The 23,980-nt window shown below is 64.1% G+C and carries 23 protein-coding genes; 8 read left to right on the plus strand and 15 right to left on the minus strand.

Annotation, left to right across the window (positions count from 1 at the left end):
• Positions 1-38: 38 nt before the first annotated feature.
• The 3 genes from acuI (at position 39) to olsB (ending at position 4,570) form a co-directional block, all read left to right on the plus strand.
• Complete coding sequence (acuI, locus tag NLY37_RS18480; protein ID WP_023740833.1) at positions 39-1,028, plus strand: acrylyl-CoA reductase (NADPH); 990 nt, start codon at positions 39-41, stop codon at positions 1,026-1,028.
• 101 nt (positions 1,029-1,129) lie between these two features.
• On the plus strand, positions 1,130-3,418 hold the full coding sequence (locus tag NLY37_RS18485; protein WP_023740832.1) for a response regulator: 2,289 nt from the start codon (positions 1,130-1,132) through the stop codon (positions 3,416-3,418).
• 276 nt (positions 3,419-3,694) lie between these two features.
• Entirely contained in the window at positions 3,695-4,570 is an 876-nt protein-coding gene (gene olsB, locus NLY37_RS18490) for a l-ornithine N(alpha)-acyltransferase (RefSeq protein ID WP_023683057.1), read from the plus strand.
• 107 nt (positions 4,571-4,677) lie between these two features.
• Here olsB and NLY37_RS18495 read toward each other — a convergent pair whose 3' ends face one another.
• Together NLY37_RS18495 and grpE are read right to left on the minus strand one after the other, a co-directional pair.
• Entirely contained in the window at positions 4,678-5,310 is a 633-nt protein-coding gene (locus NLY37_RS18495) for a trimeric intracellular cation channel family protein (protein WP_023683056.1), read from the minus strand.
• Between the two features lie 112 nt (positions 5,311-5,422).
• Positions 5,423-6,052, minus strand: coding sequence for a nucleotide exchange factor GrpE (gene grpE, locus NLY37_RS18500; RefSeq protein ID WP_023740831.1), 630 nt, complete (start codon positions 6,050-6,052; stop codon positions 5,423-5,425).
• Between the two features lie 259 nt (positions 6,053-6,311).
• On the opposite strand from grpE, the gene NLY37_RS18505 reads away from it, so the two are divergent.
• Complete coding sequence (locus tag NLY37_RS18505) at positions 6,312-6,512, plus strand: hypothetical protein (protein ID WP_023669766.1); 201 nt, start codon at positions 6,312-6,314, stop codon at positions 6,510-6,512.
• 84 nt (positions 6,513-6,596) lie between these two features.
• A complete protein-coding gene (locus tag NLY37_RS18510; RefSeq protein ID WP_023669767.1) occupies positions 6,597-7,619 on the plus strand; it encodes a fatty acid desaturase in 1,023 nt (340 codons plus the stop codon).
• Positions 7,620-7,938: 319 nt separating this feature from the next.
• Here NLY37_RS18510 and NLY37_RS18515 read toward each other — a convergent pair whose 3' ends face one another.
• The 5 genes from NLY37_RS18515 to cysG all read right to left on the minus strand — a co-directional run bounded on the left by NLY37_RS18515 (position 7,939) and on the right by cysG (position 12,773).
• Positions 7,939-8,472 carry a DUF934 domain-containing protein gene (locus tag NLY37_RS18515; protein WP_023669768.1) on the minus strand — a complete coding sequence of 178 codons (534 nt, stop codon included), beginning with the start codon at positions 8,470-8,472 and terminating at the stop codon, positions 7,939-7,941.
• 117 nt (positions 8,473-8,589) lie between these two features.
• On the minus strand, positions 8,590-9,351 hold the full coding sequence (locus tag NLY37_RS18520; protein WP_023740829.1) for a phosphoadenylyl-sulfate reductase: 762 nt from the start codon (positions 9,349-9,351) through the stop codon (positions 8,590-8,592).
• Positions 9,326-10,996, minus strand: coding sequence for a nitrite/sulfite reductase (locus tag NLY37_RS18525; protein WP_023683051.1), 1,671 nt, complete (start codon positions 10,994-10,996; stop codon positions 9,326-9,328). Before NLY37_RS18525 ends, NLY37_RS18520 begins: the two co-directional genes overlap by 26 nt.
• Positions 10,997-11,031: 35 nt before the next feature.
• Positions 11,032-11,325 (minus strand): DUF2849 domain-containing protein, encoded by a 294-nt coding sequence (locus NLY37_RS18530; protein ID WP_023737532.1) that lies wholly within the window; start codon positions 11,323-11,325, stop codon positions 11,032-11,034.
• A complete protein-coding gene (gene cysG / locus NLY37_RS18535) occupies positions 11,322-12,773 on the minus strand; it encodes a siroheme synthase CysG (RefSeq protein WP_023740828.1) in 1,452 nt (483 codons plus the stop codon). The genes NLY37_RS18530 and cysG overlap by 4 nt, the downstream gene beginning before the upstream one ends.
• Before the next feature lie 418 nt (positions 12,774-13,191).
• On the opposite strand from cysG, the gene NLY37_RS18540 reads away from it, so the two are divergent.
• Positions 13,192-13,641, plus strand: a complete 450-nt coding sequence (locus NLY37_RS18540; protein ID WP_023669773.1) for a baeRF12 domain-containing protein — start codon at positions 13,192-13,194, stop codon at positions 13,639-13,641.
• Between the two features lie 189 nt (positions 13,642-13,830).
• A complete protein-coding gene (locus NLY37_RS18545) occupies positions 13,831-15,621 on the plus strand; it encodes a cation:proton antiporter domain-containing protein (RefSeq protein ID WP_023740827.1) in 1,791 nt (596 codons plus the stop codon).
• A gap of 22 nt (positions 15,622-15,643) precedes the next feature.
• Here the strand turns inward: NLY37_RS18545 and NLY37_RS18550 are convergent, their stop codons facing one another.
• Entirely contained in the window at positions 15,644-16,453 is an 810-nt protein-coding gene (locus NLY37_RS18550; protein WP_023740826.1) for an AraC family transcriptional regulator, read from the minus strand.
• Positions 16,454-16,564: 111 nt separating this feature from the next.
• Here NLY37_RS18550 and NLY37_RS18555 point away from each other — a divergent pair, with 111 nt between their 5' ends.
• Positions 16,565-17,485, plus strand: a complete 921-nt coding sequence (locus NLY37_RS18555) for a zinc-binding dehydrogenase (RefSeq protein ID WP_023740825.1) — start codon at positions 16,565-16,567, stop codon at positions 17,483-17,485.
• A gap of 15 nt (positions 17,486-17,500) precedes the next feature.
• Here the strand turns inward: NLY37_RS18555 and NLY37_RS18560 are convergent, their stop codons facing one another.
• The 7 genes from NLY37_RS18560 to NLY37_RS18590 form a co-directional block, all read right to left on the minus strand.
• Positions 17,501-18,253, minus strand: coding sequence for an SDR family NAD(P)-dependent oxidoreductase (locus NLY37_RS18560; RefSeq protein ID WP_023733595.1), 753 nt, complete (start codon positions 18,251-18,253; stop codon positions 17,501-17,503).
• A gap of 130 nt (positions 18,254-18,383) precedes the next feature.
• The gene (locus NLY37_RS18565; RefSeq protein WP_023740824.1) at positions 18,384-20,660 is read right to left on the minus strand and encodes a transglycosylase domain-containing protein; all 2,277 of its coding nucleotides are present in this window, start codon (positions 20,658-20,660) and stop codon (positions 18,384-18,386) included.
• Positions 20,661-20,865: 205 nt separating this feature from the next.
• Positions 20,866-21,012, minus strand: a complete 147-nt coding sequence (locus NLY37_RS18570) for a hypothetical protein (protein ID WP_023686592.1) — start codon at positions 21,010-21,012, stop codon at positions 20,866-20,868.
• Between the two features lie 78 nt (positions 21,013-21,090).
• The gene (locus NLY37_RS18575; protein WP_023704219.1) at positions 21,091-21,345 is read right to left on the minus strand and encodes a GlsB/YeaQ/YmgE family stress response membrane protein; all 255 of its coding nucleotides are present in this window, start codon (positions 21,343-21,345) and stop codon (positions 21,091-21,093) included.
• A 105-nt stretch (positions 21,346-21,450) separates the two neighbouring features.
• Positions 21,451-21,657, minus strand: coding sequence for a hypothetical protein (locus NLY37_RS18580; protein WP_023683046.1), 207 nt, complete (start codon positions 21,655-21,657; stop codon positions 21,451-21,453).
• An 81-nt stretch (positions 21,658-21,738) separates the two neighbouring features.
• Positions 21,739-22,359: a ribonuclease D gene (locus NLY37_RS18585; RefSeq protein WP_031245915.1), complete on the minus strand. Its 621-nt coding sequence runs from the start codon at positions 22,357-22,359 to the stop codon at positions 21,739-21,741.
• 77 nt (positions 22,360-22,436) lie between these two features.
• Complete coding sequence (locus NLY37_RS18590) at positions 22,437-23,822, minus strand: M20/M25/M40 family metallo-hydrolase (protein ID WP_023740823.1); 1,386 nt, start codon at positions 23,820-23,822, stop codon at positions 22,437-22,439.
• Positions 23,823-23,980 lie beyond the last annotated feature (158 nt).

Here is a 23,980-nt window from a genome sequence, read left to right on the forward strand (position 1 = left end):
ATGCCGACCGCCAGCCTTTGCGAAGCCGAGGAGAAGAGATGCCTGAAACCTTCAAAGCCATCCTCGTTTCGCGCGACGCCGAAAAGAAACAGTCGGTGGAGGTCGTCGATTTCGGCGAAGCCGATCTGATGGAAGGCGACGTCACCGTCGCGGTCGAGGCGACGACGGTCAACTACAAGGACGGGCTGGCCATCACTGGGAAAGCGCCAGTGATCCGCCGCTGGCCGCTGGTGCCGGGCATCGATTTCGCCGGAACCGTCCTCTCCTCATCGCATGCCGACTGGCGCAAGGGCGACAAGGTCATCCTCAATGGCTGGGGCGTCGGCGAGACGCATTTCGGCGCCTATGCCGGGCGCGCCCGCGTCAACGGCGACTGGCTGGTGCCGTTGCCCGACGGCATCAGCGCGCACGATGCGATGGCGGTCGGCACCGCCGGCTATACGGCCATGCTCAGCGTCATGGCGCTGGAGCGGCACGGCATCCTGCCGGATCGCGGCCCGGTGGTGGTGACGGGTGCAGCCGGCGGCGTTGGGTCGGTCGCGGTCTCGATCCTGTCCAGCCTTGGCTATCACGTCATCGCCTCGACCGGCCGCAACGCCGAAAGCTCCTATCTGATCGACCTCGGTGCCGCCGAAGTGATTTCGCGCGAGGAACTCTCCCAGCCGGCCAAGCCGCTGGCCAAGGAGCGCTGGGCCGGCGGCATCGATGCCGTCGGCAGCCACACGCTGGCCAATGTGCTGTCGATGACCGCCTATGGCGGCGCGGTCGCCGCCTGCGGCCTGGCGGGTGGCATGGATCTGCCGTCGAGCGTCGCCCCGTTCATCCTGCGCGGCGTCTCGCTGCTCGGCATCGATTCGGTGATGGCGCCCAAGGCCGTGCGCCTCGAAGCCTGGCGCCGCATCGGCAGCGATCTCGATCTGCAAAAGCTCGCCGGCCTGTCGACGACCATCGGCTTCGACGACATCATCGCCGCCGCCCACGACATCGTCGAGGGCAAGATCAGGGGGCGCATGGTCGTGGATATGTGAGGCCCCGAAGCCGCCAGAACGGGCGGCAAAAATGCATGACCGCTAAAATTCGAACGATCCGCCGCGCTTTTCCATAATCTCTATCTGGCAAGGATTTCCGCATGATCGCGGAGTCCGCCAGGAAAGAGAAGAGCCGCGCCGAAAGCATCGACGGGCCGAACCCGGCGACGCCCAAGCGGCAGCATGTTGCTGCGCCGCCGCTGGCGCCGGATTTTCCGCGCGCCACGCACGAGGGCCTGCTGTTCCTGACGGTCGTCGCCAGCGTCGTGCTGGCGGGCCTGTCTCACCTCACCGGCGCGCCGATCTTCATCACGTTCGGTCTGCTGGCGACCGGCCTTGCCGGCGTCGCCATGCACCTGCGCAACCGCCGCACCGTCCACCGCGCGACGGCCTTGCTCGACGAAACCGCCGCCCGCAGCCGCGCCGAGATCGAGACGCTGGCCGACCGCATGTGGGAGATGCAGGAGAGCGAGGAGCGTTTTCGCGGGCTGATCGATGCGCTCGGCGATCTCGTCGTCCACCGCGACCGCGACGGCCACATCGTCTATGCGAACATGGTTTTCGCCGGCCTCGTCGGAACCGATCAGCGCGACCTTGCCGGCAGGACTCTGGCCGACCTCGGCATCGATGTCGGTATCGTTCCCGACGCCGCCTTTTCCGATCATGAATGCCTGAGTTCCACCGACGTCTCCATACGTACCCCGAACGGTCCGCGCTGGTTCTCGTGGATCGAACTGTCGGTGCGCGACAAGGATAGCGGCGCCGTCTCGCACCGGGCGATTGCCCGTGACATCACCGCCCGCAAGCGCGCCGAATCCTCGTTGATCACCGCGCGTGAGCGCGCCGAATATGCCAGCCAGGCCAAGTCGCGCTTCCTCGCCACCGTCAGCCATGAGATCCGCACGCCGATGAACGGCATCATGGGCATGGCCAAGCTTCTGGCTGACACCAATCTGTCGCCCGAGCAGCGCACCTATGTCGGCGCTGTCTCGACCTCGGCCAGCGCCCTTTTGGCGCTCATCGAGGATTTGCTCGACTATTCCAAGATCGAGGCCGGCCGTTTCGACCCGGAGCCGCAGCCGACATCGCTGCGCGAAATCGCCGACAACATCATCGAACTGATGGCGGCGAAAGCCTTCGCCAAGAACATCGGCCTCGGCTGTCATGTCGAGCCCGACGTGCCACAGATGATCATGGCCGATCCGGGAAGAGTCAGGCAGGTGCTGCTCAACCTGATCGGCAATGCGATCAAGTTCACCGACACCGGCGGCGTGCTGGTTTCGGTTGCACGGGCCCGCACCGAGACCAGCGACCGCATCTGCTTCACCGTCGCCGACACCGGCCCTGGCCTGCGCGAAGAGGATATGGAGCGCATCTTCGAGGAGTTCGAACAGTCCGACGGCACCTCGACCCGCACCCATGGGGGCGCCGGCCTCGGTCTGGCCATATCGAGGCGCCTGGTCGCCGCCATGGGCGGTGCCATTTCGGTGTCGAGCCGGCTTGGCGAGGGATCGGAATTCGTCTTCGAGATCCCGGCCGCAGGAGCAACCGAAGCACCGCAGAACCGGCAGAACATCCTGGCCGGCCGGCGCGCCGTGATCGTGTCGAAGAACGCCGTCGAGGCGGACGCCATCGCCCGCACCATCCGCGCCCATGGCGGCGCCGTCGACGTCGCCGCAACCGCTTCCCAGGCGACGCCCTTCGCCGAACATTGCGATGTGCTGTTGATCGACGCGGCCCTGGAGGACGGCGACGGCAGACTGCTCAAGCGCCTGCGCCAGAGTGGCTTTGCCGATTGCGAGGCGATCACGCTGATCGCGCCGACCGACCGCGGCATGCTTGGCGAATTCCGCACCAGCGGCTACGCCACCTTCTTGGCGAGGCCGGTGCGCGGCGAAACCCTGCTGCGCGTGCTGCTGACCAGTCATGCCCCTGCCTTGCCGCCGCCCAAGCCGGAAAAGACCGGCGCGTCCTCGCTTCGTGCCCATGGCGGGCGCCAGCAAGGTTTGTCGGTGCTGATCGCCGAAGACAACGACATCAACGCCATGCTTGCCCGCGCCACGCTTTTGAAGGCGGGACATCGCGTGAAAGTGGTCGGCAATGGCAAGGCCGCGGTCGAGGCGGTGACCGAAGCCGGGCTGAAAAATCGCTTCGATGTGGTGCTGATGGATTTGCACATGCCGGTTATGGACGGGCTGGACGCGATCGCCGCCATCCGCCGCCACGAGGAGGAAATGGCTGTGCCGCCGGTTCCGATCATGGTGCTTTCGGCCGACAGCCAGGAAAAGACCCGCCACACCGTGCTCGCCCATGGCGCCAGCGGCTTTGTCACCAAGCCGCTCGATCCCGACGCGCTGGTCCATGCCGTCGAGGGCCAGGTGGCCGCCTGAATTCATGTCGCTCAAAAGTGGCCCCGGTTTTGAGAAGACGACATGCACAAAACAAAGACTTGAAGCGCGTCGCGTGAATCGTCCCAGCGCGACGCGCTTCAAGGCGACGCTGGCGCAATCCTCGCGTCACGTAGGTAGCCGAATGAGGGTTTTCGCCAGCCGACGAAGTATTGCCCGTCGCGCCGTATCACGGTACTGTCACAATCCTGTTGCACCTACACCGTATCCCCGTGCCAAGAGGGATGGCTCGAAGGAGAATCACTCGTGCATACAGTTATGCCGGAATGTGACACTCGGCCCAGCGCAGGCGGCGCTTTGCTCGCCGCGCGGAACGCCGATGCCGTCGCAACAGGCGCACCGCTGGGCCGTATCGGCAATCTCGAAGTGCGGCTTGCCCGCAATGAGGCCGAAATCGCCGCCGCCCAGGAAGTGCGCTACCGGGTGTTTTATGACGAGCTTGGCGCCAGGAAGGACCTGTTCCAAGCGCAGGACCGGCGCGACGCCGACCGCTTCGACCCGCTGTGCGACCATCTCCTCGTGCTGGACACTTCGATCTCCGGCCCCGAGCATCGCCGCATCGTCGGCACTTACCGCCTGCTGCGGCAAGAGATTGCCGCGACCGCCGGCGGCTTCTATTCCGAAGGCGAGTTCGAACTGACCAAGCTGATCGCCCGCCATCCTGGCCAGCGCTTCCTTGAGCTCGGCCGCTCCTGCGTGCTGCCGGAATACCGCTCGAAGCGCACCATCGAGGCGCTGTGGCAAGGCATCTGGGCCTACATCAACCACTATGAGATCGGCGTGATGACCGGTTGTGCCTCGTTCCCTGGCACGGTGCCGGCTGCGCATGCCGAGGCGCTCACCTACCTTGCCCATCACTGCCGGACCAACTCCGCCTGGGATGTGCGGGCGGTCTCCGGGCGCTATTGCTCGATGGACCTGATGCCGATCGAGGCGGTCAACGCCAAGGCGGCGATTGCGGCCATGCCGCCGTTGGTCAAGGGCTATCTGCGCGTCGGCGCCCGCATCGGCGACGGCTGCGTCATCGACCGTGAGTTCTCCACCGTCGATGTGTTCGTGGTGATGCCGGTCAAGGAAATCGGCGCCCGCTACGTCAACTATTATGGCGGGGAAGCGCAGCGCTTTGCGGCGTGAGGCAGTAGGCAGTAGGCAGTAGGCAGTAGTGAAGGCTGCCGCGAATTGCTGACTACCGACTATTCCCTATTCCCTATTCCCTATTCCCTATTCCCTATTCCCTCTCCCTACGGAATATCCTCCGGTCGCCGTCCCGGGCGGCTCTTGTAGGACGGAAAGGTCCAGCCGAATTTCAGCGCGCCGCCGCGCACCAGGAAAGCCGCGACGAAGCCGGCGATATCCGAGGCGAGCGGCGGCAGGCCGGCAAGATCGCCAAGTGTGTAGAGGCCGGCGCCCGCGAGTGCGGCGGTGACGTAGATTTCGGGCCTGAGCAGCACCGATGGCTCGCCGGCCAGCAGATCGCGCAGGATGCCGCCAAATGTGGCGGTCAACACGCCCATAACAACGGAGACGACCGGCGAGCCGGTGATGGCCAGCCCCTTGGCCGCGCCCATTACGGAAAAGGCCGCCAATCCGATGGCGTCGAGCCAGAGCAGCCATTTCCAGCGGGATTCGACGCGGTGGGCGATGAAGAAGACCAGCACCGCAACCGCCGCGCAAACCAGCACATAGCCGGAGTTGGCGACCCAAAAGACGGGCAGGTTGAGGATGACGTCGCGAAGCGTGCCGCCGCCAATGCCGGTGACGCTGGCCAGAAACAGGAAGCCGATAATGTCGAGCTGCTTGCGCGAAGCCGCCAACGCCCCGGTCGCGGCAAAGACGGCGACGCCGGCATAGTCGAGGAGGTCGATGGGTGTCAGGGACATGAGGTAGTAGGGATTGGGAATTAGGGAAAGTATGAATAACACGAAGCCGCGCGATTGATACGCCTGCCCCTATTCCCTATTCCCTATTCCCTACTGCCTACCCTACTCACGCATCCTTCTCGGCCTGCTCGTTCACCGGCCCCGGCTCGACCGGCGCTTCGGTGGCCGCGATCTTGGGGCCGCCCTTGGCGACCCCGACCATGGCCGGCCGCAGCACGCGCTCGCCGATCGAATAGCCCGGCTGCACGACCTGGACGACGGTGTTGGCCGGCACATCGGGATTGGGCACTTCGAACATCGCCTGGTGGAAATTCGGGTCGAACTTCTCACCTTCCGGTTCGAGCTTCTTCACCCCATGCCGTTCCAGCGTCGACAGCATGGCGCGCTCGGTGATCTCGACGCCGTCGATCAGCGCCTTGAAGCCGGCATCTCCGGCCGCTTTCGCCTCGGCGGGGATAGCATCGAGCGCGCGGCGCAGATTGTCCGACACCGACAGCATGTCGCGGGCGAAATTGGCCACCGCATAGGCGCGCGCATCATGCACGTCGCGGGCGGTGCGGCGGCGCAGATTCTCCATCTCGGCTGCGACGCGCAGCGCGCGGTCCTTCAGCTCCTCGTTTTCCTTCAGCAGCCGCACCAGCGCTTCATAGTCGCCGTCGATGCCGCCTTGCGTACGCTCGGCCTCGGCCGTTTCGATATCCTCGGGCGCGCGTTCGTCTCTTGTCTGGTCGCTCATCGCCATTTCCCGTCATTCGAATGGTTTGGATTTGCGCCCGATATCGAGGTTTGGCGGCCAAAAATCAAGGGGCAAGCCCAGGAGGACGCCCCACAGCAGGCAATGTTGCGGGCTGCCCGTCGGACTTGGTGCGGGGCGCAAGGACGTTCAAAATTAATTCAAACTTTACCGTAACGGCAGCCTTTGCTTGCCAATACCCCGCTATGGGGAACCATTCAAAGCTTGGAGGAGTTTTGAAACCGACACAGGATTTGAGACAATGGACCGCAATACTGGCAACAGAAGCGAAGAGCTCGCCGCCGACATCAGGCGCCAGTTCGGCACCGAGGCGACGACGCGCTTCTTGCGCACCTTGCCGGCCTTCCGCACCGAGGCCGACATTCCCGCCCGTTTCCGGGATCTGCTCGACCGGCTGGACGGCATAGAAGCCAGCATGGCCGGCGGCCAACGCCGTCAATAGCGATGCTATCGCGCGACAATTACGCGCAGTAATTTTGCGTGAGCTTTTCCTTGCGGCAGCGGGACGCCCCGCCTATGCTTCCTGATGAACATGATTTCCCCCGAGACGGCCGCCAACAGCAAGCGCGCCTGGTTGAAGATCCTGGCGCGCTACAAGAAGCCCGACCGGCGACGCAGCACTCTTGAACTCGCCATCACCCTTATTCCTTTCGTTACGCTGTGGGCGCTGTCTTCGGCAGCCTATTCCTATGGCCACTGGTGGGGCTTGATCCTGATCCTTCCCGCCGCCGGTTTTCTGGTGCGGATCTTCATGATCCAGCACGATTGCGGCCACGGCTCCTTCTTCGCCAACCGCACTGCCGACGACTGGATCGGCCGCGCGCTCGGCGTGCTGACGCTGACCCCTTACGATTGCTGGCGGCGCGCGCACGCCACCCATCACGCCAGCGCCGGCAATCTTGACGAGCGCGGCATGGGCGATATCAGGACGTTGACGGTTGCTGAATACCGGCAGCTGTCTTGGCGGGGACGCCTTGCCTATCGTCTCTACCGCCATCCCCTGGTGATGTTCGGCCTTGGCCCGATCTGGCTGTTCATCTTCGAGCAGAGGCTGCCGGTCGGCATGATGCGCGGCGGCCTGACGCCCTGGGTGTCGTCGATGACCACCAATCTCGGCATCGCGGTCGCGGCAGCGCTGCTTATCTGGCTGGTCGGCCCCGGCGCTTTCCTGATCGTCCATTTGCCGATCGTGATCCTGGCCGGATCGGCCGGAATCTGGCTGTTCTACGTCCAGCACCAGTTCGAGGAGACGGAATGGGCGAAGGACGAAGAGTGGGAATTCCAGCGTGCCGCCCTGCACGGCTCGTCCTATTATGATTTGCCGCCGGTGCTGAACTGGTTCACCGGCAATATCGGCGTCCATCACGTGCACCATCTCTCGGCCAAGGTGCCGGGCTACCGGCTGCAGGAAGTGCTGCGCGACTATCCCGAACTGCGCGGCATCGGCCGCGTCACGCTCCTCGACAGCCTGCGCTGCGTCAAGCTTGCGTTGTGGGACGAGAACCGCCGCAAGCTGGTCTCGTTTCGCGAAGCGCGGGCCTTGGCCTAAAAGCAATTCCAGCAAAGTGTGAGGCGGTTTTCCGGGCTTTCGCTTGGGAATTCCGTAAGACAAAGAAAAAAACCGCGGCACCGAAGGCGCGGCGGCATCTCCCAAAAACCGGCTCAGGCAGCCTTGCGCTCCTCGCGCATCCAGACCTTGCAGCCCTGATCATGTCAGGCGCCTTTTCGGCGATCATGATGGACGGTGCATTGGTGTTGCCGCCGATGAGCGCCGATTCCTCCCTCGCGCCCGGCGGATATTTCCGTCCGGACAGCCAGGAGAAGGCCCGATCACAGTCTTTGTAAAGACAGGCGGAATTACCGTCGCGTCAGCTGTTGCGAACGCGCCGCCAGGAGTATTTCGGCCCCTTCGGCTCCGACGCTTCGGTCGGCTGATAGTAAAGGCCCAGCCCGCCTGTGCGGCCTTCTTCGAGGCGCTTCAGCAGAACCGGGTTGGAGATCTCGAACTCGTCGAAGCCGAGGCGCAGCATATGCGGCAGCTGGTCGACGAGCACCTGGCCCGTGGCGCGGACCGCGCCCTCGAAATCGTAGCGGCTGCGCAGCAATTCGCCCTTGGAAAACGAGCGGCCGTCGCTGAAGGCCGGAAAGGCCAGCGCCACCAGCGACAGCTGGTCGAGCAGATCCACGATCTTTTCCAGCTGGTCGCCCGGCAGCAATGCGACGCCCAGCCGCTCCTTGGCCGAGCGCCGCACCTCGGCATCAAGGCCGAGAAATGCCTGCAACGGCAGGATGAAGCGGCCATTGCCCGCCAGTGCATCCGCACTTTCGGCATGTGTCCACTCGTCTTCGCGAAACCCCGTCCGGGTCCAGAGGCGGGTCTCCGCTGTGGTCTGTTCAGTCATAGAAAATTCCTAAAGCCCTAAAAATCGAAAGTCCGCGAAAGCCGGTCCACACGAAACCGGCGGCCTCCGAGCGGAAGCCGCCGTTGCAGGCCAGCCTCACCTGAATATCACCATAGCTTAAAGGGATGCGTCGGTCAGCGATACTTCCAGTCCCGACAGATGGATGCCGCACTCGGTCTTGGCATGACCGGCCCAGCGTCCGCTTCGCGCATCCTCGCCCGGCTGCACCGGCTGCGTGCATGGGAAGCAGCCGATCGACAGATAGCCGTACGCAACCAGCGGATTTTCGCGCAGCGCATGCGCGCGCATGTAGTCAGCCTGGTCGGATGTCGTCCAGTGCGCCAGCGGATTGACGCGTACGCGCGGGCCGACCGCCTCGAACACCGGCAGCGCGGCTCGCGTCGCCGCCTGGAAGCGCTTCCGGCCGGTCAGCCAGGCGCGGAAGGGGGCGACGCCGCGCGCCAGCGGCTCGACCTTGCGCACGTCGCAGCAGGCATCGGTATTGCTCTGGTGCAGATTGCCGGTCGGATCGACCCGCTCGAGCGCCGCGTCTTCGGGCTTGATCACCCTGATGTTGGTCAGCCCGAAATCGGCGACCAGCGCATCGCGATAGCCCAGCGTCTCTCCGAAATGCTTCCCGGTGTCCAGGAAGATGACCGGCAGCGTGCGGTCGACCTTGGCGATCATATGCAGCAGGACGGCGGAATCCGCGCCGAAGGACGACACGGCGGCGATCTCGTCATGAAACAATTCGCTCGCCGCGCGTTCGATGATGTCGAGCGGGCTCAGATGTCCATACAGCGCGTCGAAGCCCGCCGCTTTGGCGGCGATGCTGTCGACGTCGACGATGCGGTCAAGCGGCCTTGGTTTCGCCAGCATAGAGCGCCTCCTTGAACGGCGCGGGACCGACACGGCGGTAGGCGTCGATAAAACGTTCACTGGGACCGAGCCGAAGGCCGAGATAGGTGTCGACGATCTGCTCGATGGCGTCCGTGATCTCTTCCGATGAGAAGCCGCGGCCGATGATTTCGCCAACCGAGGTGTTCTCGTCGGCCGATCCGCCAAGCGTCACCTGGTAGAGTTCGGAGCCTTTCTTCTCGACGCCGAGGATACCGATATGGCCGACATGGTGATGTCCGCAGGCATTGATGCAGCCGGAAATCTTCAGCTTCAATTCGCCGATCTCGCGCTGCCGCTCCAGCGAGGCGAAGCGAAGCGAAATCTCCTGCGCGATCGGGATCGAGCGCGCTGTCGCCAGCGCGCAATAATCGAGGCCAGGGCACGCGATGATGTCGCTGATCAGGTTGGAATTGGCCGTCGCGAGGCCAATGTCGACCAAAGCGTCGTAGACCGCTTTCAAATCGGCGCGCGCCACATGCGGCAGGATCAGGTTCTGCTCATGGCTGACGCGCAGTTCGTCGAACGCGTATTTCTCGGCGATGTCGGCGACCGCTTCCATCTGGCTGTCGGTGGCATCGCCCGGCACTTCGCCGATACCTTTCAGCGAAATCGTCACCGCGGCATAGTCGGGATGGCGATGCGTCACGACATTCTGGTCGAGCCAATCCGAGAAGCTTTTGGAATCGAGCCGCGCCAGCTTGATCGCCGCGTCGCCTTCCGGCCGGGCGGTCAGTGCCGGCGGCGCGAAATAGGCGTCGATGGCACGGATGTCGGCTTCCGGCAGCTTCAGCTCGGCGTCCTTCAGCTCCTGCCATTCGGCCTCGACCTGGCGGGTGATTTCCTCGACGCCGGTCTCGTGGACGAGGATCTTGATGCGCGCCTTGTACTTGTTGTCGCGGCGGCCATAGAGGTTGTACACGCGCAGGATCGCCGTGCAGTAGGACAGCAGGTCGGCTTCCGGCAGGAAGTCGCGGATCTTGCGCGCCACCATCGGCGTGCGGCCCTGGCCGCCACCGACATAGACGGCAAAGCCGAGCTCGCCGGCGGCGTTCTTCTTCAGATGCAGACCGATATCATGCGTCTGGATGGCGGCGCGGTCGCGCTCGGCCCCGGTCACCGCGATCTTGAACTTGCGCGGCAGGAACGAGAATTCCGGATGCACAGACGACCATTGCCGCAGGATCTCGGCATAGGGGCGCGGATCAGCGACCTCGTCGGCGGCGGCGCCGGCAAAGTGATCGGCGGTGACGTTGCGGATGCAATTGCCGCTGGTCTGGATGGCATGCATCTCGACGCTGGCGAGATCGGCCAGGATCGCCGGAATGTCGGACAGCGCCGGCCAGTTGAACTGGATGTTCTGGCGCGTGGTGAAGTGGCCGTAGCCCTTGTCGTATTTGCGCGCGATGTGGCCGAGCATGCGCAGTTGCGCGCTGTTCAGCGTGCCATAGGGCACCGCGATGCGCAGCATGTAGGCGTGCAGCTGCAGGTAGACGCCGTTCATCAGCCGCAGCGGCCGGAACTGATCCTCGGTGATCTCGCCGGACAGGCGGCGTTCGACCTGGTCGCTGAACTCGGCGACGCGGGCCTGGACAAAATCGTGGTCGAACTCATCGTAGCGGTACATGTTTCGTCTTTCAGGGCGCGTCCGCCCGTATTTTGTTAAGCTGCCCGCGCAGCCTGCTTGCCCAGATCTTCCCGGATGGTCGGGCCGGCGGCGCGGATCTTTTCGCGCAGCCGCACCGGCACGACGACGCCATTGACGACTTCAGCGTCGATCAGATTCACGTCGACAACCTGATTGTTGGCGTTGGCCTTGGCGCCGATTGCTTCCAGCCTGTCCTCTGCCGCTTGGTCATGGGCAAGGTCGGCATGGTCGACCGTCTCGGCCCAGCCGCCATCGGCATACCAGACGGCGATGCCGTCGGAGAGGCGGTTTGCGGTCAGTATCTTCATGGCTCGACCTCTGCGTCGGCCGCGTTGGCGGCGCCCTCATAGTTATGTGCCGCGAGCGGCTCGGAACGTTCAAAGTTGGCGCCGGCAACCGCGTCGCCGATGATGGTCATCACCGGACCGGCCAGATCGGCGCGCTCTTCCAGCGACGGCAAATCGGCCAGTGTGCCGTGGAAACGGCGGCGGTTCTGCAAGCTGGCATTCTCGACCACGGCAACCGCCGTGTCCGGCGACAGGCCGGCCTCGATCAGCCGTCCGGCGACTTCGGCGGCGACCGAGCGGCCCATATAGACGGCTACGGTGGCGCCGGAAATGGCGAGCTTGGCCCAATCCGGCAGCGAATTGCCCTTCAGATCATGGCCGGTGGTGAACACCATCGACGAGGAGACGCCGCGCAGCGTCAGCGGCAGCTCGAAATCGGCGGCGGCGGCAAAGGCGGCGGTGACCCCGGGAACGACATCATAGGCGATGCCGGCATCGCGCAGTGCGGCCATCTCCTCGCCGGCGCGGCCGAACACCAGCGGGTCGCCCGACTTCAGCCGCACGACGCGCTTGCCCTGCCTGCCGAGATCGACCAGCAGCGCATTGATCTCGGCCTGGCTCTTGGTGTGGCATCCCTTGCGTTTTCCGACCGGCAGCCGCTCGGCGTCGCGGCGGCCCATGGCGACGATCGCCTCCGGCACCAGCGCGTCATAGACGATGACGTCGGCTTCCATCAAAAGCCGATGCGCGCGCAGCGTCAGAAGATCCTCAGCACCTGGCCCGGCGCCAACCAACGCGATATGGCCCGAAGCCGGAGCCTTCGACAGCAACAGATCGGCGGCGGCGTCATGCGCCTGCGAAAGCTCGCCGGCTTCGACGGCGCGCGCCGGTGCACCCTGGAAGAAACTGCTCCAGAACTGGCGGCGGGCGTTGCCTTTCGGCAGCAGCTTTTCGGCGGCACCCCGGAACGACGCGGCAAGCGCTGCCAGTGGCCCGAGCGACGGCGACAGCATGCGGTCGATGCGGCTGCGCAGCATCTGCGCCAGCACCGGACCCGCGCCTTCCGTGCCGATGGCGATGGCGACAGGGGCGCGGTTGACCAGCGCCGGGGTGAAGAAATCGCACAGCTCCGGCCGGTCGACGGCATTGACCGGAATGCCAAGGCGGCGCGCATCGTCGGCGACGCGGCGGTCGAGCGTCTCGTCGCCGCTGGCGGCAAACACCAAGACCGCGCCTTCGAGATGCGCGGCGTCGTAGGGGGCGTCGATACGGATGGCGCCGGTCGCGGCGATGAAGCTCAGCAATTCGGCGTCGGCAACATCGGCGATGATGCGAAGCACAGCACTTGACTGATCAAGCAGCCGCGCCTTGGCCAATGCTTCGCCTCCGCCGCCGACGATGGCCACGGCTTCGCCTTCGACCCGCATGAAGACCGGGAACGCGGTGAGCTTGGGATTGGCGTGCGGCATGACGAACAGATTCCGGAACAATTCGGCAGTTTTAGGCGCGGACGCGAAAAAGCTGAAGGAACCCACTCGCGCATCCCCTTGCGGGAGGCAATCGCTTTTCCGCAAGCCAAAGGGCCAGGAGAAAAATATTCCACATCCGCATACCAGGCGGATTCAAGCTGCTGCCGCAGGCCTTGTTCTGCGGCTCTTTTATCCGGGAGCCGGCCAAGCTGCAAAATTATTTTTTCTAAATTCTACCAATCTAGTAGATTAAAGCCGCCACCTCGGACATTGCTCCGATGGACGATAGATCGGGCTTGATATGGCTGCGTGCGATCTCGGCGAACGAAGTGGAACGTTCCCGCTTCGCCACGCGTTCTGCCCCTGCCGTAACAGACAATCGTCGGCTGGATTTGAACCTTCAAACAGGAGCCCGCAAATGAGCAAGATCAACCTGAAACATGGCCTTCTGGTCATGGTGGCCGATGGCGAGAAAGCGCTGTTCCTGAAGAACGAGGGCGACAATCTCTATCCGAACCTGCAGCTCTTCCAGGAGATGAAACAGGACAATCCGGCAACGCGCGAACAAGGCAGCGACAGTCCCGGCCGCTACAATGACGGCCCCTCCGTGCATCGCAGCGCGGTTGAGGAAACCGACTGGCACCGGCAGGGCAAGGAACGCTTTGCCGAAGAGATCGCGGACCGGCTCTACAAGCTCGCCCATCACGGCATCTTCGACGACATCGTGCTGGTCGCGCCGCCGCTGGTGCTCGGCACCATGCGCAAGAAATTACACAAGGAAGTCACCGACAAGGTGCAGGCGGAGATCCCAAAGACACTGACCAACCGCCCGCTGATCGACATCGAGGCCATGCTGCAGGCGGCGTGACGCATCGATCATCCGGTATTGGCGCGCGCAGCGGTTTTGCTGCGCTGCGCGCGCCAATGGTTCCAGCGCCTCTGGCCACCAATTTACGTCTTGCGGGTTGCGTCGCCCATACCCCCTCCACCATATTGAAAAAGGCGGCGGCTTCGGGCGGCGCACACCCGACATTTCCCGAAAGGCGCTCCATAGACAATGCCGCATGACACGCCCCTTATCGCAACCATCGTCGCCGGTCTGGGGCTGGCATTCATCTTCGGGGCGCTCGCCAACCGTTTTCGCATCCCGCCGCTGGTCGGCTACCTCGTCGCCGGCGTACTGGTCGGACCGAACACGCCGGGTTTCGTCGCCGATGCCGGTCTTGCCAATGAGTTGGCCGAAATCGGCGTCATCCTGCTCATGTTCGGCGTCGGCCTGCATTTCTCGCTGAAGGACCTTCTCTCCGTCCGCGCCATCGCCGTACCCGGCGCCATCGTCCAGATCAGCTTTGCCACCGCGCTCGGCGCCGGCCTCGCATGGATGCTCGGCTGGTCGATGGGCGCAGGCCTCGTCTTCGGCCTGGCGCTTTCCGTCGCGTCCACAGTGGTGCTGTTGCGCGCGTTGCAGGAGCGACGGCTGATCGAGACCGAGCGCGGCCGCATCGCCGTCGGCTGGCTGATCGTCGAGGACCTCGCCATGGTGCTGGCGCTGGTGCTTTTGCCGGCGTTGGCCGGCGTGCTCGGCGGCCAGCCGCAGGTCGATGACCATGCGAGCCTTTTGTCGCTGCCGGCCAGCTACGGCATCTGGGGTGTCGTCGGGCTCACGCTGGCCAAGGTCGTCGCCTTCGTCGTCGTCATGCTGGTGGTCGGCCGCCGGGTCATTCCGTGGATCCTGCACTATGTCGCCCATACCGGCTCGCGCGAACTGTTCCGGCTGGCGGTGCTGGCGATCGCGCTCGGCGTCGCATACGGCGCCGCCAAACTGTTCGGCGTCTCGCTGGCGCTTGGCGCCTTCTTCGCCGGCATGATCATGAGCGAATCCGAGCTCAGCCACCGCGCGGCGGAGGAATCGCTGCCGCTGCGCGACGCCTTCTCGGTGCTGTTCTTCGTCTCGGTCGGCATGCTGTTCGATCCGTTCAGCCTGATGAGCAATGGCTGGCCGATCCTGGCGACGCTGGCCATCATCGTCATCGGCAAGTCGCTGGCCGCATTCGTCATCGTCATCGCCTTCCGCTATCCGCTGGGAACCGCCTTGATGATCTCGGCCAGCCTCGCGCAGATCGGCGAGTTTTCCTTCATCCTGGCCGAGCTCGGTGTCGGGCTGAAACTGTTGCCCGAACAGGGGCGCGACCTGATCCTGGCAGGCGCCATCCTGTCGATCCTGGCCAATCCGCTGATGTTCCTCGCCCTCGACTGGATGAAGCCATGGCTGGACGCGCGTGCCGCCAAGGCAGCACCACCGGAAGAGGCCAAGCCGATCGGCCCGGCGACGCAGCCCGGACAAGTGGCCTCGGTGGCCGCCGCGGCAAAAGAGGATGGCCCGCCGCCGCGCACGACGCTTTCGGGCCACACCATCCTGATCGGCTACGGCCGCGTCGGCAGCCTGGTGGGTGCCGCGCTGAAACAGGCATCGCTACCGTTCCTGGTCATCGAGGACGCCGACAAGACGCTGGCGAGGCTCAGAGACGACGGCGTCGAGATCGTCTCCGGCAATGCAGCCAGTGCGGGCGTTTTTGCCGCCGCCAATCCGCAGGGGGCCAAACGCTTGATCCTTGCCATCCCCAACGCGTTCGAGGCCGGGCAGATCGTGCTCAGGGCACGCGCCGCCAACCCCGGCATCAACGTCATTGCGCGGGCTCATTCCGACGCCGAGGTCGAGCATCTGAAGGGGCTCGGCGCCGACACCGTCATCATGGGCGAACGCGAGATCGCCCGCGGTATCGTGCAAGAAGTGCTGGAGCAAAAGCTGATGCCGCGCCCCGAAGCCATTGAGCCCTCCCCGGCCTGAGGCTTGCCCACAGGCGCGTTGATCACGCCACGAAGGCGGAGCCGCCATTGTGCGCGACGCTGGCGAGATACTTTGCCGGCGGCTTGCCGAGCGCTTTCTTGAACATGGTGATGAAGGCGGTGACGGAGGCGTAGCCGAGATCGCCCGAAACCTGCTGGACACTCGCACCGGAGGCCAGCTCCCGTATGGCGACGATCAGGTGCAATTGCTGGCGCCAGCGGCCGAAGCTCAGTCCGGTCTGCTTCACCACAAGACGGGCGAGACTGCTTTCTGAGAGCGCGACGCGACTGGCCCACTCTGCAAGCGTGCTGCGATCGGCAGGGTCCTGCGCCAATGCTTCCGCGATCCGCCGCAAGCGCGGCTCGGCGGAGATCGGCAGATGCAGTTGCTGGACAGGCATGCGCGGCAGTTCGGAGAGCAGCATCCCAGTCAAAAGCGCGTCCTTCCCTTCGTCTTCCTCCATGCGGTCGGCCAGCTCGATGACCAATTCGCGCAGCAGCGGCGAGATCGACAGCGTGCAGCACCGGTCCGGCAGATCGGCGGCTCCCGGCTCGATATAGACGAAGAAAATCCGCGCATTGGCGGTCGCGATATTGCTGTGTTCCATGCCGCCGGGAATCCACACCCCGCAATGTGGCGGCACCATCCACAGGCCGCTCGGGACGCGGCATGTGACGCCACCGCCGAGCGCGAAGACGAGTTGGCCCTTGCGGTGCCAATGGGTCGCCACTTCCGCTTTGGTTTCGGTGACATCGACGCGAACCGCAATTGCAGGAGCGATCACATCATCGACATCGAAATCGACCCAGGGGTAGCGGAGAGGCTGTCTCACAATTGACCGATTTTAGCGACTATTCGCCATGATAGCTAAATTCTTTGATGCGGGAAGTCGATAGGCTCCGGTTCGTGGCTGGCATGTCACAAAGTATCAGGAGGGCTTCCCATGCGCGCGCTCGTCATGTCTCCCGACAACCCCACCAGACTGACGCTCGCCGAGGTCGAGGACCCTCGGCCCCTCCCCAACGAAGCGCTTGTCTCAGTCCACGCTACCTCGTTGAACCGCGGTGAACTGCGCCTGCTCACCATACGCCCGGAAGGCTGGATACCTGGCCAGGACGTGGTTGGAGTGATCAAGCGGGCGGCAGCCGATGGCTCCGGGCCTGCCATCGGCGCCCGGGTTGTGGCTTTGGTCGACGAGGCCGGCTGGGCGCAACGGGTCGCCGTTCCGACCGACCGCTTCGCCGTCATCCCGGATGAGGTCAGCTTCGTTTCCGCCGCCACGCTTCCCGTGGCGGGCACGACGGCCCTAAGGGTCTTGCGCCATGGCGGCGACCTCGCGGGACAGCAGGTCCTGATCACCGGCGCGAGCGGTGCGGTCGGCCGTTTCCAGATCCAGCTCGCCCGCGAGCAAGGCGCCGCGGTGACCGCAATCGCCGCTGCCCGGCATGCCGAGGATCTGCGCAGCCTTGGTGCCAAACAGGTTGTCGAGTCGATCGAACTGGCTGAAGGACCATTCTCGCTGATCACCGAGTCGGTCGGCGGCCAAAGCCTAGCACTCGCTATCGAGCGCGTCGCGCCGGGCGGTACCATCGTCATGTTCGGTTCGAGCAGCGGCGAACTCACACCGGTTGGCTTCAGGCAGTTCGTTCCCGGCCACGAGGGTGCGAGGCTTCAGACCTTCGCCTACTACACATCCGGTCCAGCCATTGGCGTGGACATCGCCTCGCTGCTCGCTCTGGTCGCGGCTGGCCGGCTGGAAACCCGCGTGTCCATGACCGTGCCGTGGACAGACATCGCCCAGGCTCTGGACGCCCTGCGACAGCGCAGCTTCAGCGGCAAGGCTGTTCTCACCATCGCCGAATGAGCAGTCTGTCAGTGCTCAGACGTGCTGGCCGCCATTGATGTGGATTTCCGAGCCCGTCACATAGGACGCCTGCTGCGAGCACAGGAAGAAGATGATGTCGGCGACCTCAGCCGTGGCGCCGAGGCGCCTGAGAGGGATCGTCTCGACGATCTTGTCGGTGCCCGGCGACAGGATCGCGGTGTCGATCTCGCCCGGCGCGATCGCATTGACGCGGATGCCGTGCGGGCCGAAATCATGCGCCATCTCGCGCGTCAGCGAACCGAGCGCCGCCTTCGATGTCGCATATGCGGTACCGGCGAAGGGATGCACGCGGGTGCCGGCGATCGAGGTGACGTTGACGATCGAGCCCTTCGCCGCCGCCAATTCCTTGAACAGGCCCCGCGCGAGCATGATCGGCGCGAAGAAATTGACCTGGAACACATCGCGCCAGACATGCATCGGCGTGTCGATCGAATCCATGCGGCTGTTGCCGTCCTTGAGCTTTGGCGAAATGCCGGCATTGTTGACCAGAGCGTGCAATTGCCCGCCATGCGCTTCCAGCCGGTGACGGATCTCCGAGACGGCGATGCCGACATCCTCCTGGTCGGCGAGATCGACCTTGATGTGGTCCTCTGGGCCGGCTGGCCACGGGCAATCCTCGGCAAAAGCCTGGCGCGAACAGGTGATGACCCGCCAGCCCTCACGGGAAAAGCGCTTGACCGTGGCATGGCCGATGCCGCGGCTGGCTCCGGTCAGCACGATGGTTTTTCTGGTGTCGGTCTCAGCCATGTCTGTCACTCCGGCCGGAGATGTAGCCGAATGCCGCGGAGGTGGCGAGAGGCCGAATTGTCACCGCAGCTCTCATATGAGGAACGGATTGCCAGCTAGCCATTGGTTTGAAGCCAGAATGACGAGCCGCTCAGCCGCCGCCGAGAATATCCAGGATTGAGGTTTTCCGCTTCTTGGCCGGGCCGCCGACGCTGCCCGGCGGTACCGGGTGCTTGATCGAGGCCGTGGTGCCGCCGTCGCCCGGCATGTTGAAACCGTCGGCATCGACCGTTTCGGCCGGACGGCGGACCGGTGCTTGTGCCGGTACAGCAGCAGGTGCCGGCGCAGCAGCAGGCTCCGAACGGCTGACGGCCACGGCAGGCAACGGCGCCGCCTGATTGTTATCGACTGACGGAATATCGTCGGGCACGATGGTGTCGGGCGGCGTCGACTTCCAGGTGCCGGGCAGCGGCCGGACCGGCACACCTTCATGCGCGGCCACCATGAACTCGTGCCAGGCCTGTGCCGGCAGCGCGCCACCGGTGACCTTCTTCATCGGCGTGCCGTCATCATTGCCGAACCACACGCCGGTGGTGAGGTTTGCAGTGTAGCCGACGAACCAGGCGTCGCGCGAATTCTGGCTGGTTCCGGTCTTGCCGGCAGACGGCCAGGCGAAGGCCGCCTTCTTCGCCGTGCCGATCTCGACCGTGCCGGTCATCATCGAGTTCATCATGCCGACAATGTTCTGCTTGACGACGCGCGGCGCGCTGTCGCCATTGTCGTCATAGAGCACCTTGCCTTCGGTCGTGGTGATGCGGCGGATGAAATGGATGTCGGGCTTGTAGCCGCCATTGGCGAACGGCACATAGGCCGATGTCAGCTCCAGCGGCGTCACCTCCGAAGTGCCTAGCGCGATCGAGGTGTTGGCGATCAGATCGGACTGAATGCCCATACGGTGCGCCGCCTCGACCACGGCGTCGGGCCCGACTTCCATGGTCAGCTGTGCGGCGACGGAATTCAGCGACTTCGCCAAAGCGGTCGCCAACGTCACCTTGCCGAAATACTTGCCGCCGTAATTGTCCGGTGTCCACTTGCCGATCTTGATCGGTGCGTCGTTGCGCACGCTGTCGGGCGTGCGGCCGGCTTCCAGCGCGGCCATATAGACGAACGGCTTGAACGCCGAGCCCGGCTGGCGGCGTGCTTCGGAGGCGCGGTCGAACTGGCTGGTCGAATAGTCGTAGCCGCCGACCATGGCGCGCACGGCGCCGGAATTGTCGATCGAGACCAGCGCGCCCTGGCTGACATTGAGCTTCTTGCCGCTCTCGTCGATCAGCCGGCGGATCGACTGTTCGGCGAGCTTCTGCAGGTTGAGGTCGACGGTGGTGTCGACGACGATGTCGCTGCGCACGTCACCAATCAAATCGGGCAATTCTTCCATGATGGTGTCGGCGACATAGTTTTCCGAGCCGGTCCAATAGGATGGCGCGCGCGTTGCCGGCGCGCTCATCGCCGAGGCCAGTTCCTTGGCGCTGATCTTGCCTTCGTCGCGCATGGCGGCCAGCACCAGCTGCGAACGCTCCTCCGCCGCCTTCGGATCCCGCGCCGGCGACAGTCGCGACGGCGCCTTCAAGAGGCCGGCGAGAAGGGCCGCCTCCGACAGAGTGACATCGCGCGCGCTCTTGCCGAAATAGCGACGCGAGGCCGCCTCGACGCCATAGGCGCCGGAGCCGAAATAAACCCGGTTGAGGTACATTTCGAGGATCTGGTCCTTGGTATGCTTGTGCTCCAGCCAGAGCGACAGCAGCACTTCCTGCACCTTGCGCTCCAGCGTGCGGTCGGGCTTCAGGAACAGGTTCTTGGCCAGCTGCTGGGTCAGCGTCGAGCCGCCCTGCGAGAAACGCCGGCCCAGAACATTGGTCACCATGGCGCGCGACAGGCCGATCGGGTCGATGCCGAAATGCGAATAGAAGCGGCGATCCTCGATGGCGATGACGGCTTCCGGAATGTAGGGCGACATTTCGTGCAGGCCGACCGCCTCCCCGCCGCTCATGCCGCGGTTGGCAAGCAGTTGCCCGTCGACCGAGACGATCTTGATGTTGGGCGCGCGGTCGGGGATCGACCAGGTGGTGGCCGCCGGCATCTTGGCGCCGTAATAGACGACAATGCCGGCCACCGCGATGCCGCCCCAGATGCAGAGCACGAAGCACCAGTAGAACATCCGCGCCGTCACGCCGAACAGCCCGCGCCGGGGTTTGCCGCGCTTGCCGCGTGACGATGATTTTGCCTTGGAGGTTTTGCGCGCCGAAGATGATTTGCGATTGGCCGGCACGACCCGATCCTCCTCGTTCACCGAAAAACCGGCCGCGGATTTCGCCTTTGGCGATCCCTCGAAGCTGGGTTCGATGCGACTGTCTCTGCGGTTCGCCATGCGTTGCGCTGTCTTCCCGGTGTCAATGGCGCTCGGGTTGGAGGGTAGATGCGGCGGTTTAAGGGCGCGTTAAAGCAGGGTTTATGCACCCTTCTGAAATTCCTTAAGAATTTCTAAAAATCCGCTGCCGCCAACTGGGTCCGAAAGCCGCATCCTCGCGGCCTGTCTGCCGCAAAAGGCAGAGGCCCTGGCTACCCCGAATATTTCAATTCTGCTGGATCGAAATGCCCTTGTCGTCGATCTTCAGTTCGACGCCCTTGGGCTTGGTCTGTTCGTGATAGACATATGCACCGAGCGCGATGACCACGACAACGAGCGCGCCGACAAGGAGATAGAGAGTGTTCTGTTTCACGGCGCGCTCCTTTGGCAGCAATTCCAGGAAAGCACAGGCTTTCTCCTGAGGAATTGCGTTGAATGAAAACTTAGAGCGTCAAGCTCGCTTCAGAACCTTGACCAGCACCAGCAGGATGACGGCGCCGATCGTGGCGTTGATGATGGCAGCCAGAATGCCGCCGCCGATAGCGAAGCCGAGCCTTGGAAATAGCCAGCCGGCGATCAGGGCGCCGATAATGCCGACGATGATGTTGCCGATGAGGCCGAAGCCGAAGCCCGAGACGATGAGGCCGGCGAGCCAGCCGGCAATGGCGCCGATTATGATGAAGATGAGAAGGCTTTCGATGCCCATGACGCGTTCCTCCAGGAAGAGAGGCTACGGAGCGGAAGGCCCCGAATCGGCCTCGATATCAACGACTTCAGGCTATGCGAAAGCAGTTGCACCCGCCAGCGGCGCTCATTGATCGTCGTCATCGTCGCTGGAGACTGGCCGCCAGCTGGTCGGGTCGACCTTTTTCTGGGTATCGCTGTCGGTGTAGACCCACCAGGCGCCGTCGCGATATTGCCCGACGGATTCGCTGACGACGCCGGCGCCGTCCTTCCACAGGACAGTGACCTTGGAGCCATCCGTCGGGGCGGTCGCTATCGGCTTGCGGTCTGCCACGTCATCCCCCTCATTGAGTCGACAGAAACGCCACGACGCGTGTCTGGTTCCAAGGCTGCCGGAAGCGTTATCCGAAGGCCATCAGCTGTGGGCAAAAATATCCTCTTCGTCCCAACCCATCAAATCGAGCTTGGCACGCGTCGGCAGGAAGCGGAAGCAGGCGTCGGCTTCCTTGGTGCGCCCGTCCCGCGCCAGGCGTCCAGCCAGCACCTCGCGCAGACGGTGCAGATAGAGAACGTCGGAAGCGGCATATTCGAGCTGTTCGGGCGACAGGGTCTCGGCCGCCCAGTCCGACGATTGCTGCGCCTTCGACAGGCCGACGCCAAGCAGTTCGAAGCAGATGTCCTTCAAGCCGTGCCGGTCGGTATAAGTGCGGGTCAGCCGCGAGGCGATCTTGGTGCAGAACACCGGCTCCGGCATGACGCCGAAGGCGTTGTACAGCACGGCGAGGTCGAAACGGCCGTAATGGAAAAGCTTGGTGATGCCGCGGTTGCGCAGCAGGCTGACGAGGTTCGGCGCTTTCTTCTGGCCGGGCGCGATCTGGATCACGTCGGCCGAGCCATCGCCGGGCGAAATCTGCACCACGCACAGCCGGTCGCGGTGCGGGTTCAAGCCCAGCGTCTCGGTGTCGATGGCCACCGCGTCGACATTGTAGTGGGCGAGGTCGGGCAGATCGTTCTTGTGGAAGCGGATGTCGGCCATGGTTTTCTCCGGATCGCAGCGTAACCCGTCCTCGCCGCGATCCGCTGAAAAATCAACAAGAAAACTTCCTAGCCTCCTCAGCGCGTCAGCGCATCGAGAATGCGCGCCCAGGAGCGCTGGCCCTTGTGGAAGGAGGTCAGCTCGTATTTCTCGTTGGGCGAGTGGATGCGGTCGTCGTCGAGGCCGAACCCGACCAGCAGCGATTCCATGCCGAGATAGGTCTGGAAGTCGCCGACCACCGGTATCGAGCCGCCGCTGCCCGTCGTCACCACTGGCTTCGGCCATTCATCCGACAGCGCAGTCTTGGCCTTGGCCAGGAATGGCGAGTCGTAGGAAAGCTGAATTGCCGGCCCGCCGCCATGCGGGTGGAATTCGACCGAACAGTCCCCGGGAATGCGCGCCTCGACGAATTCCCGGAACGCGGCGCGGATCTTCTCGGGGTCCTGCTTGTGGACAAGACGGAAGGAGATTTTCGATGATGCTTCCGCGGCGATCACCGTCTTGAACCCCTTGCCGGTATAGCCGCCGATGATGCCGTTGAACTCGGCCGTCGGCCGCGCCCAGGTCAGTTCCATCACCGAGCGGCCTTTTTCGCCCGACGGGATCGAGAGGCCGATCGGTCCGAGGAAGGTCTCGGCTGTCTCGCCCAATGTCTCCCAGGATTTCAGGATCTGCGATGGCGTCTCCTCGACCCCGTCATAGAAACCGGGAATGGTGATGTGGCCGTTCTCGTCATGGATGTCGGCGAGGATTTTCGCCAGGATGCGGATCGGGTTGGCGGCGGCGCCGCCATAGAGGCCCGAATGCAGGTCGCGATCGGCGGCCTTGACGGTGACCTCCTCGCCGACCATTCCGCGCAGCGAAACGCAGATCGACGGCGTCTCGCGGTCCCACATGCCGGTGTCGCAGACCAGCGCGAAATCGGCCTTGAGCTCATCGGCATTGGCCTCGAGGAACGGCTTCAGCGACGGCGAACCGGACTCCTCCTCGCCCTCGAACAGGATGGTGATGCGGCACGGCAGATTGCCATGCACCTGTTTCCAGGCGCGGCAGGCCTCGACGAAGGTCATCAGCTGCCCCTTGTCGTCGGCCGAGCCACGGCCGGTGATTACCTTGTGACCGGGCTCGATCTCCTTGACCGCCGGCGCAAACGGGTCGTTCTCCCAAAGCTCGATCGGATCGACCGGCTGCACGTCGTAATGGCCGTAAAACAGCACATGCGGCGAACCGGCGGGGCCTTCATGGTGCGCAACCACCATCGGGTGTCCCGGCGTGTCGCGCACCGAAGCGTCGAAGCCGATCAGCTTGAGGTCCGCCACCAGCCACTCCGCGGCCTTGCGGCAGTCGGCGGCATAGTCGGAATCGGTCGAGATCGACTTGATGCGAAGCAGGCCGAACAGGCGCTCCAGGCTATGGTCGAGATTTTTGTCGAGACGGTCTAGGACGGAGGAAATGGTGGACATTACTGCGGGCCTTTCTTTTCGGTGCCGGGACCGTAAAGGCAGCGCATCAAAACGAAAAGCCCGCGATCGTTGGACCACGGACCGTAAACACTTGTCAGAAGGCAAAAAAGAACCGCCGTGGTGGAGGGGAACCACGGCGGTCTTCTACTCGAAACGAT

It is taken from the genome of Mesorhizobium sp. C395A, assembly GCF_030323205.1.
GTDB lineage: Bacteria > Pseudomonadota > Alphaproteobacteria > Rhizobiales > Rhizobiaceae > Mesorhizobium.

Bases quoted from the DNA above. Each gene is read 5' to 3' on its own strand.
- NLY37_RS18585 (WP_031245915.1), bottom strand. From the start codon at position 22,359: ATGGCCGACATCCGCTTCCACAAGAACGATCTGCCCGACCTCGCCCAC.
- NLY37_RS18515 (WP_023669768.1), bottom strand. From the start codon at position 8,472: ATGACTGAACAGACCACAGCGGAGACCCGCCTCTGGACCCGGACGGGG.
- NLY37_RS18545 (WP_023740827.1), top strand. From the start codon at position 13,831: ATGCCGCATGACACGCCCCTTATCGCAACCATCGTCGCCGGTCTGGGG.
- NLY37_RS18540 (WP_023669773.1), top strand. From the start codon at position 13,192: ATGAGCAAGATCAACCTGAAACATGGCCTTCTGGTCATGGTGGCCGAT.
- NLY37_RS18505 (WP_023669766.1), top strand. From the start codon at position 6,312: ATGGACCGCAATACTGGCAACAGAAGCGAAGAGCTCGCCGCCGACATC.
- NLY37_RS18525 (WP_023683051.1), bottom strand. From the start codon at position 10,996: ATGTACCGCTACGATGAGTTCGACCACGATTTTGTCCAGGCCCGCGTC.
- NLY37_RS18510 (WP_023669767.1), top strand. From the start codon at position 6,597: ATGAACATGATTTCCCCCGAGACGGCCGCCAACAGCAAGCGCGCCTGG.
- NLY37_RS18575 (WP_023704219.1), bottom strand. From the start codon at position 21,345: ATGGGCATCGAAAGCCTTCTCATCTTCATCATAATCGGCGCCATTGCC.
- NLY37_RS18485 (WP_023740832.1), top strand. From the start codon at position 1,130: ATGATCGCGGAGTCCGCCAGGAAAGAGAAGAGCCGCGCCGAAAGCATC.
- NLY37_RS18530 (WP_023737532.1), bottom strand. From the start codon at position 11,325: ATGAAGATACTGACCGCAAACCGCCTCTCCGACGGCATCGCCGTCTGG.
- NLY37_RS18565 (WP_023740824.1), bottom strand. From the start codon at position 20,660: ATGGCGAACCGCAGAGACAGTCGCATCGAACCCAGCTTCGAGGGATCG.
- acuI (WP_023740833.1), top strand. From the start codon at position 39: ATGCCTGAAACCTTCAAAGCCATCCTCGTTTCGCGCGACGCCGAAAAG.
- NLY37_RS18560 (WP_023733595.1), bottom strand. From the start codon at position 18,253: ATGGCTGAGACCGACACCAGAAAAACCATCGTGCTGACCGGAGCCAGC.
- NLY37_RS18590 (WP_023740823.1), bottom strand. From the start codon at position 23,822: ATGTCCACCATTTCCTCCGTCCTAGACCGTCTCGACAAAAATCTCGAC.
- grpE (WP_023740831.1), bottom strand. From the start codon at position 6,052: ATGAGCGACCAGACAAGAGACGAACGCGCGCCCGAGGATATCGAAACG.
- NLY37_RS18555 (WP_023740825.1), top strand. From the start codon at position 16,565: ATGCGCGCGCTCGTCATGTCTCCCGACAACCCCACCAGACTGACGCTC.
- olsB (WP_023683057.1), top strand. From the start codon at position 3,695: ATGCCGGAATGTGACACTCGGCCCAGCGCAGGCGGCGCTTTGCTCGCC.
- NLY37_RS18520 (WP_023740829.1), bottom strand. From the start codon at position 9,351: ATGCTGGCGAAACCAAGGCCGCTTGACCGCATCGTCGACGTCGACAGC.
- cysG (WP_023740828.1), bottom strand. From the start codon at position 12,773: ATGCCGCACGCCAATCCCAAGCTCACCGCGTTCCCGGTCTTCATGCGG.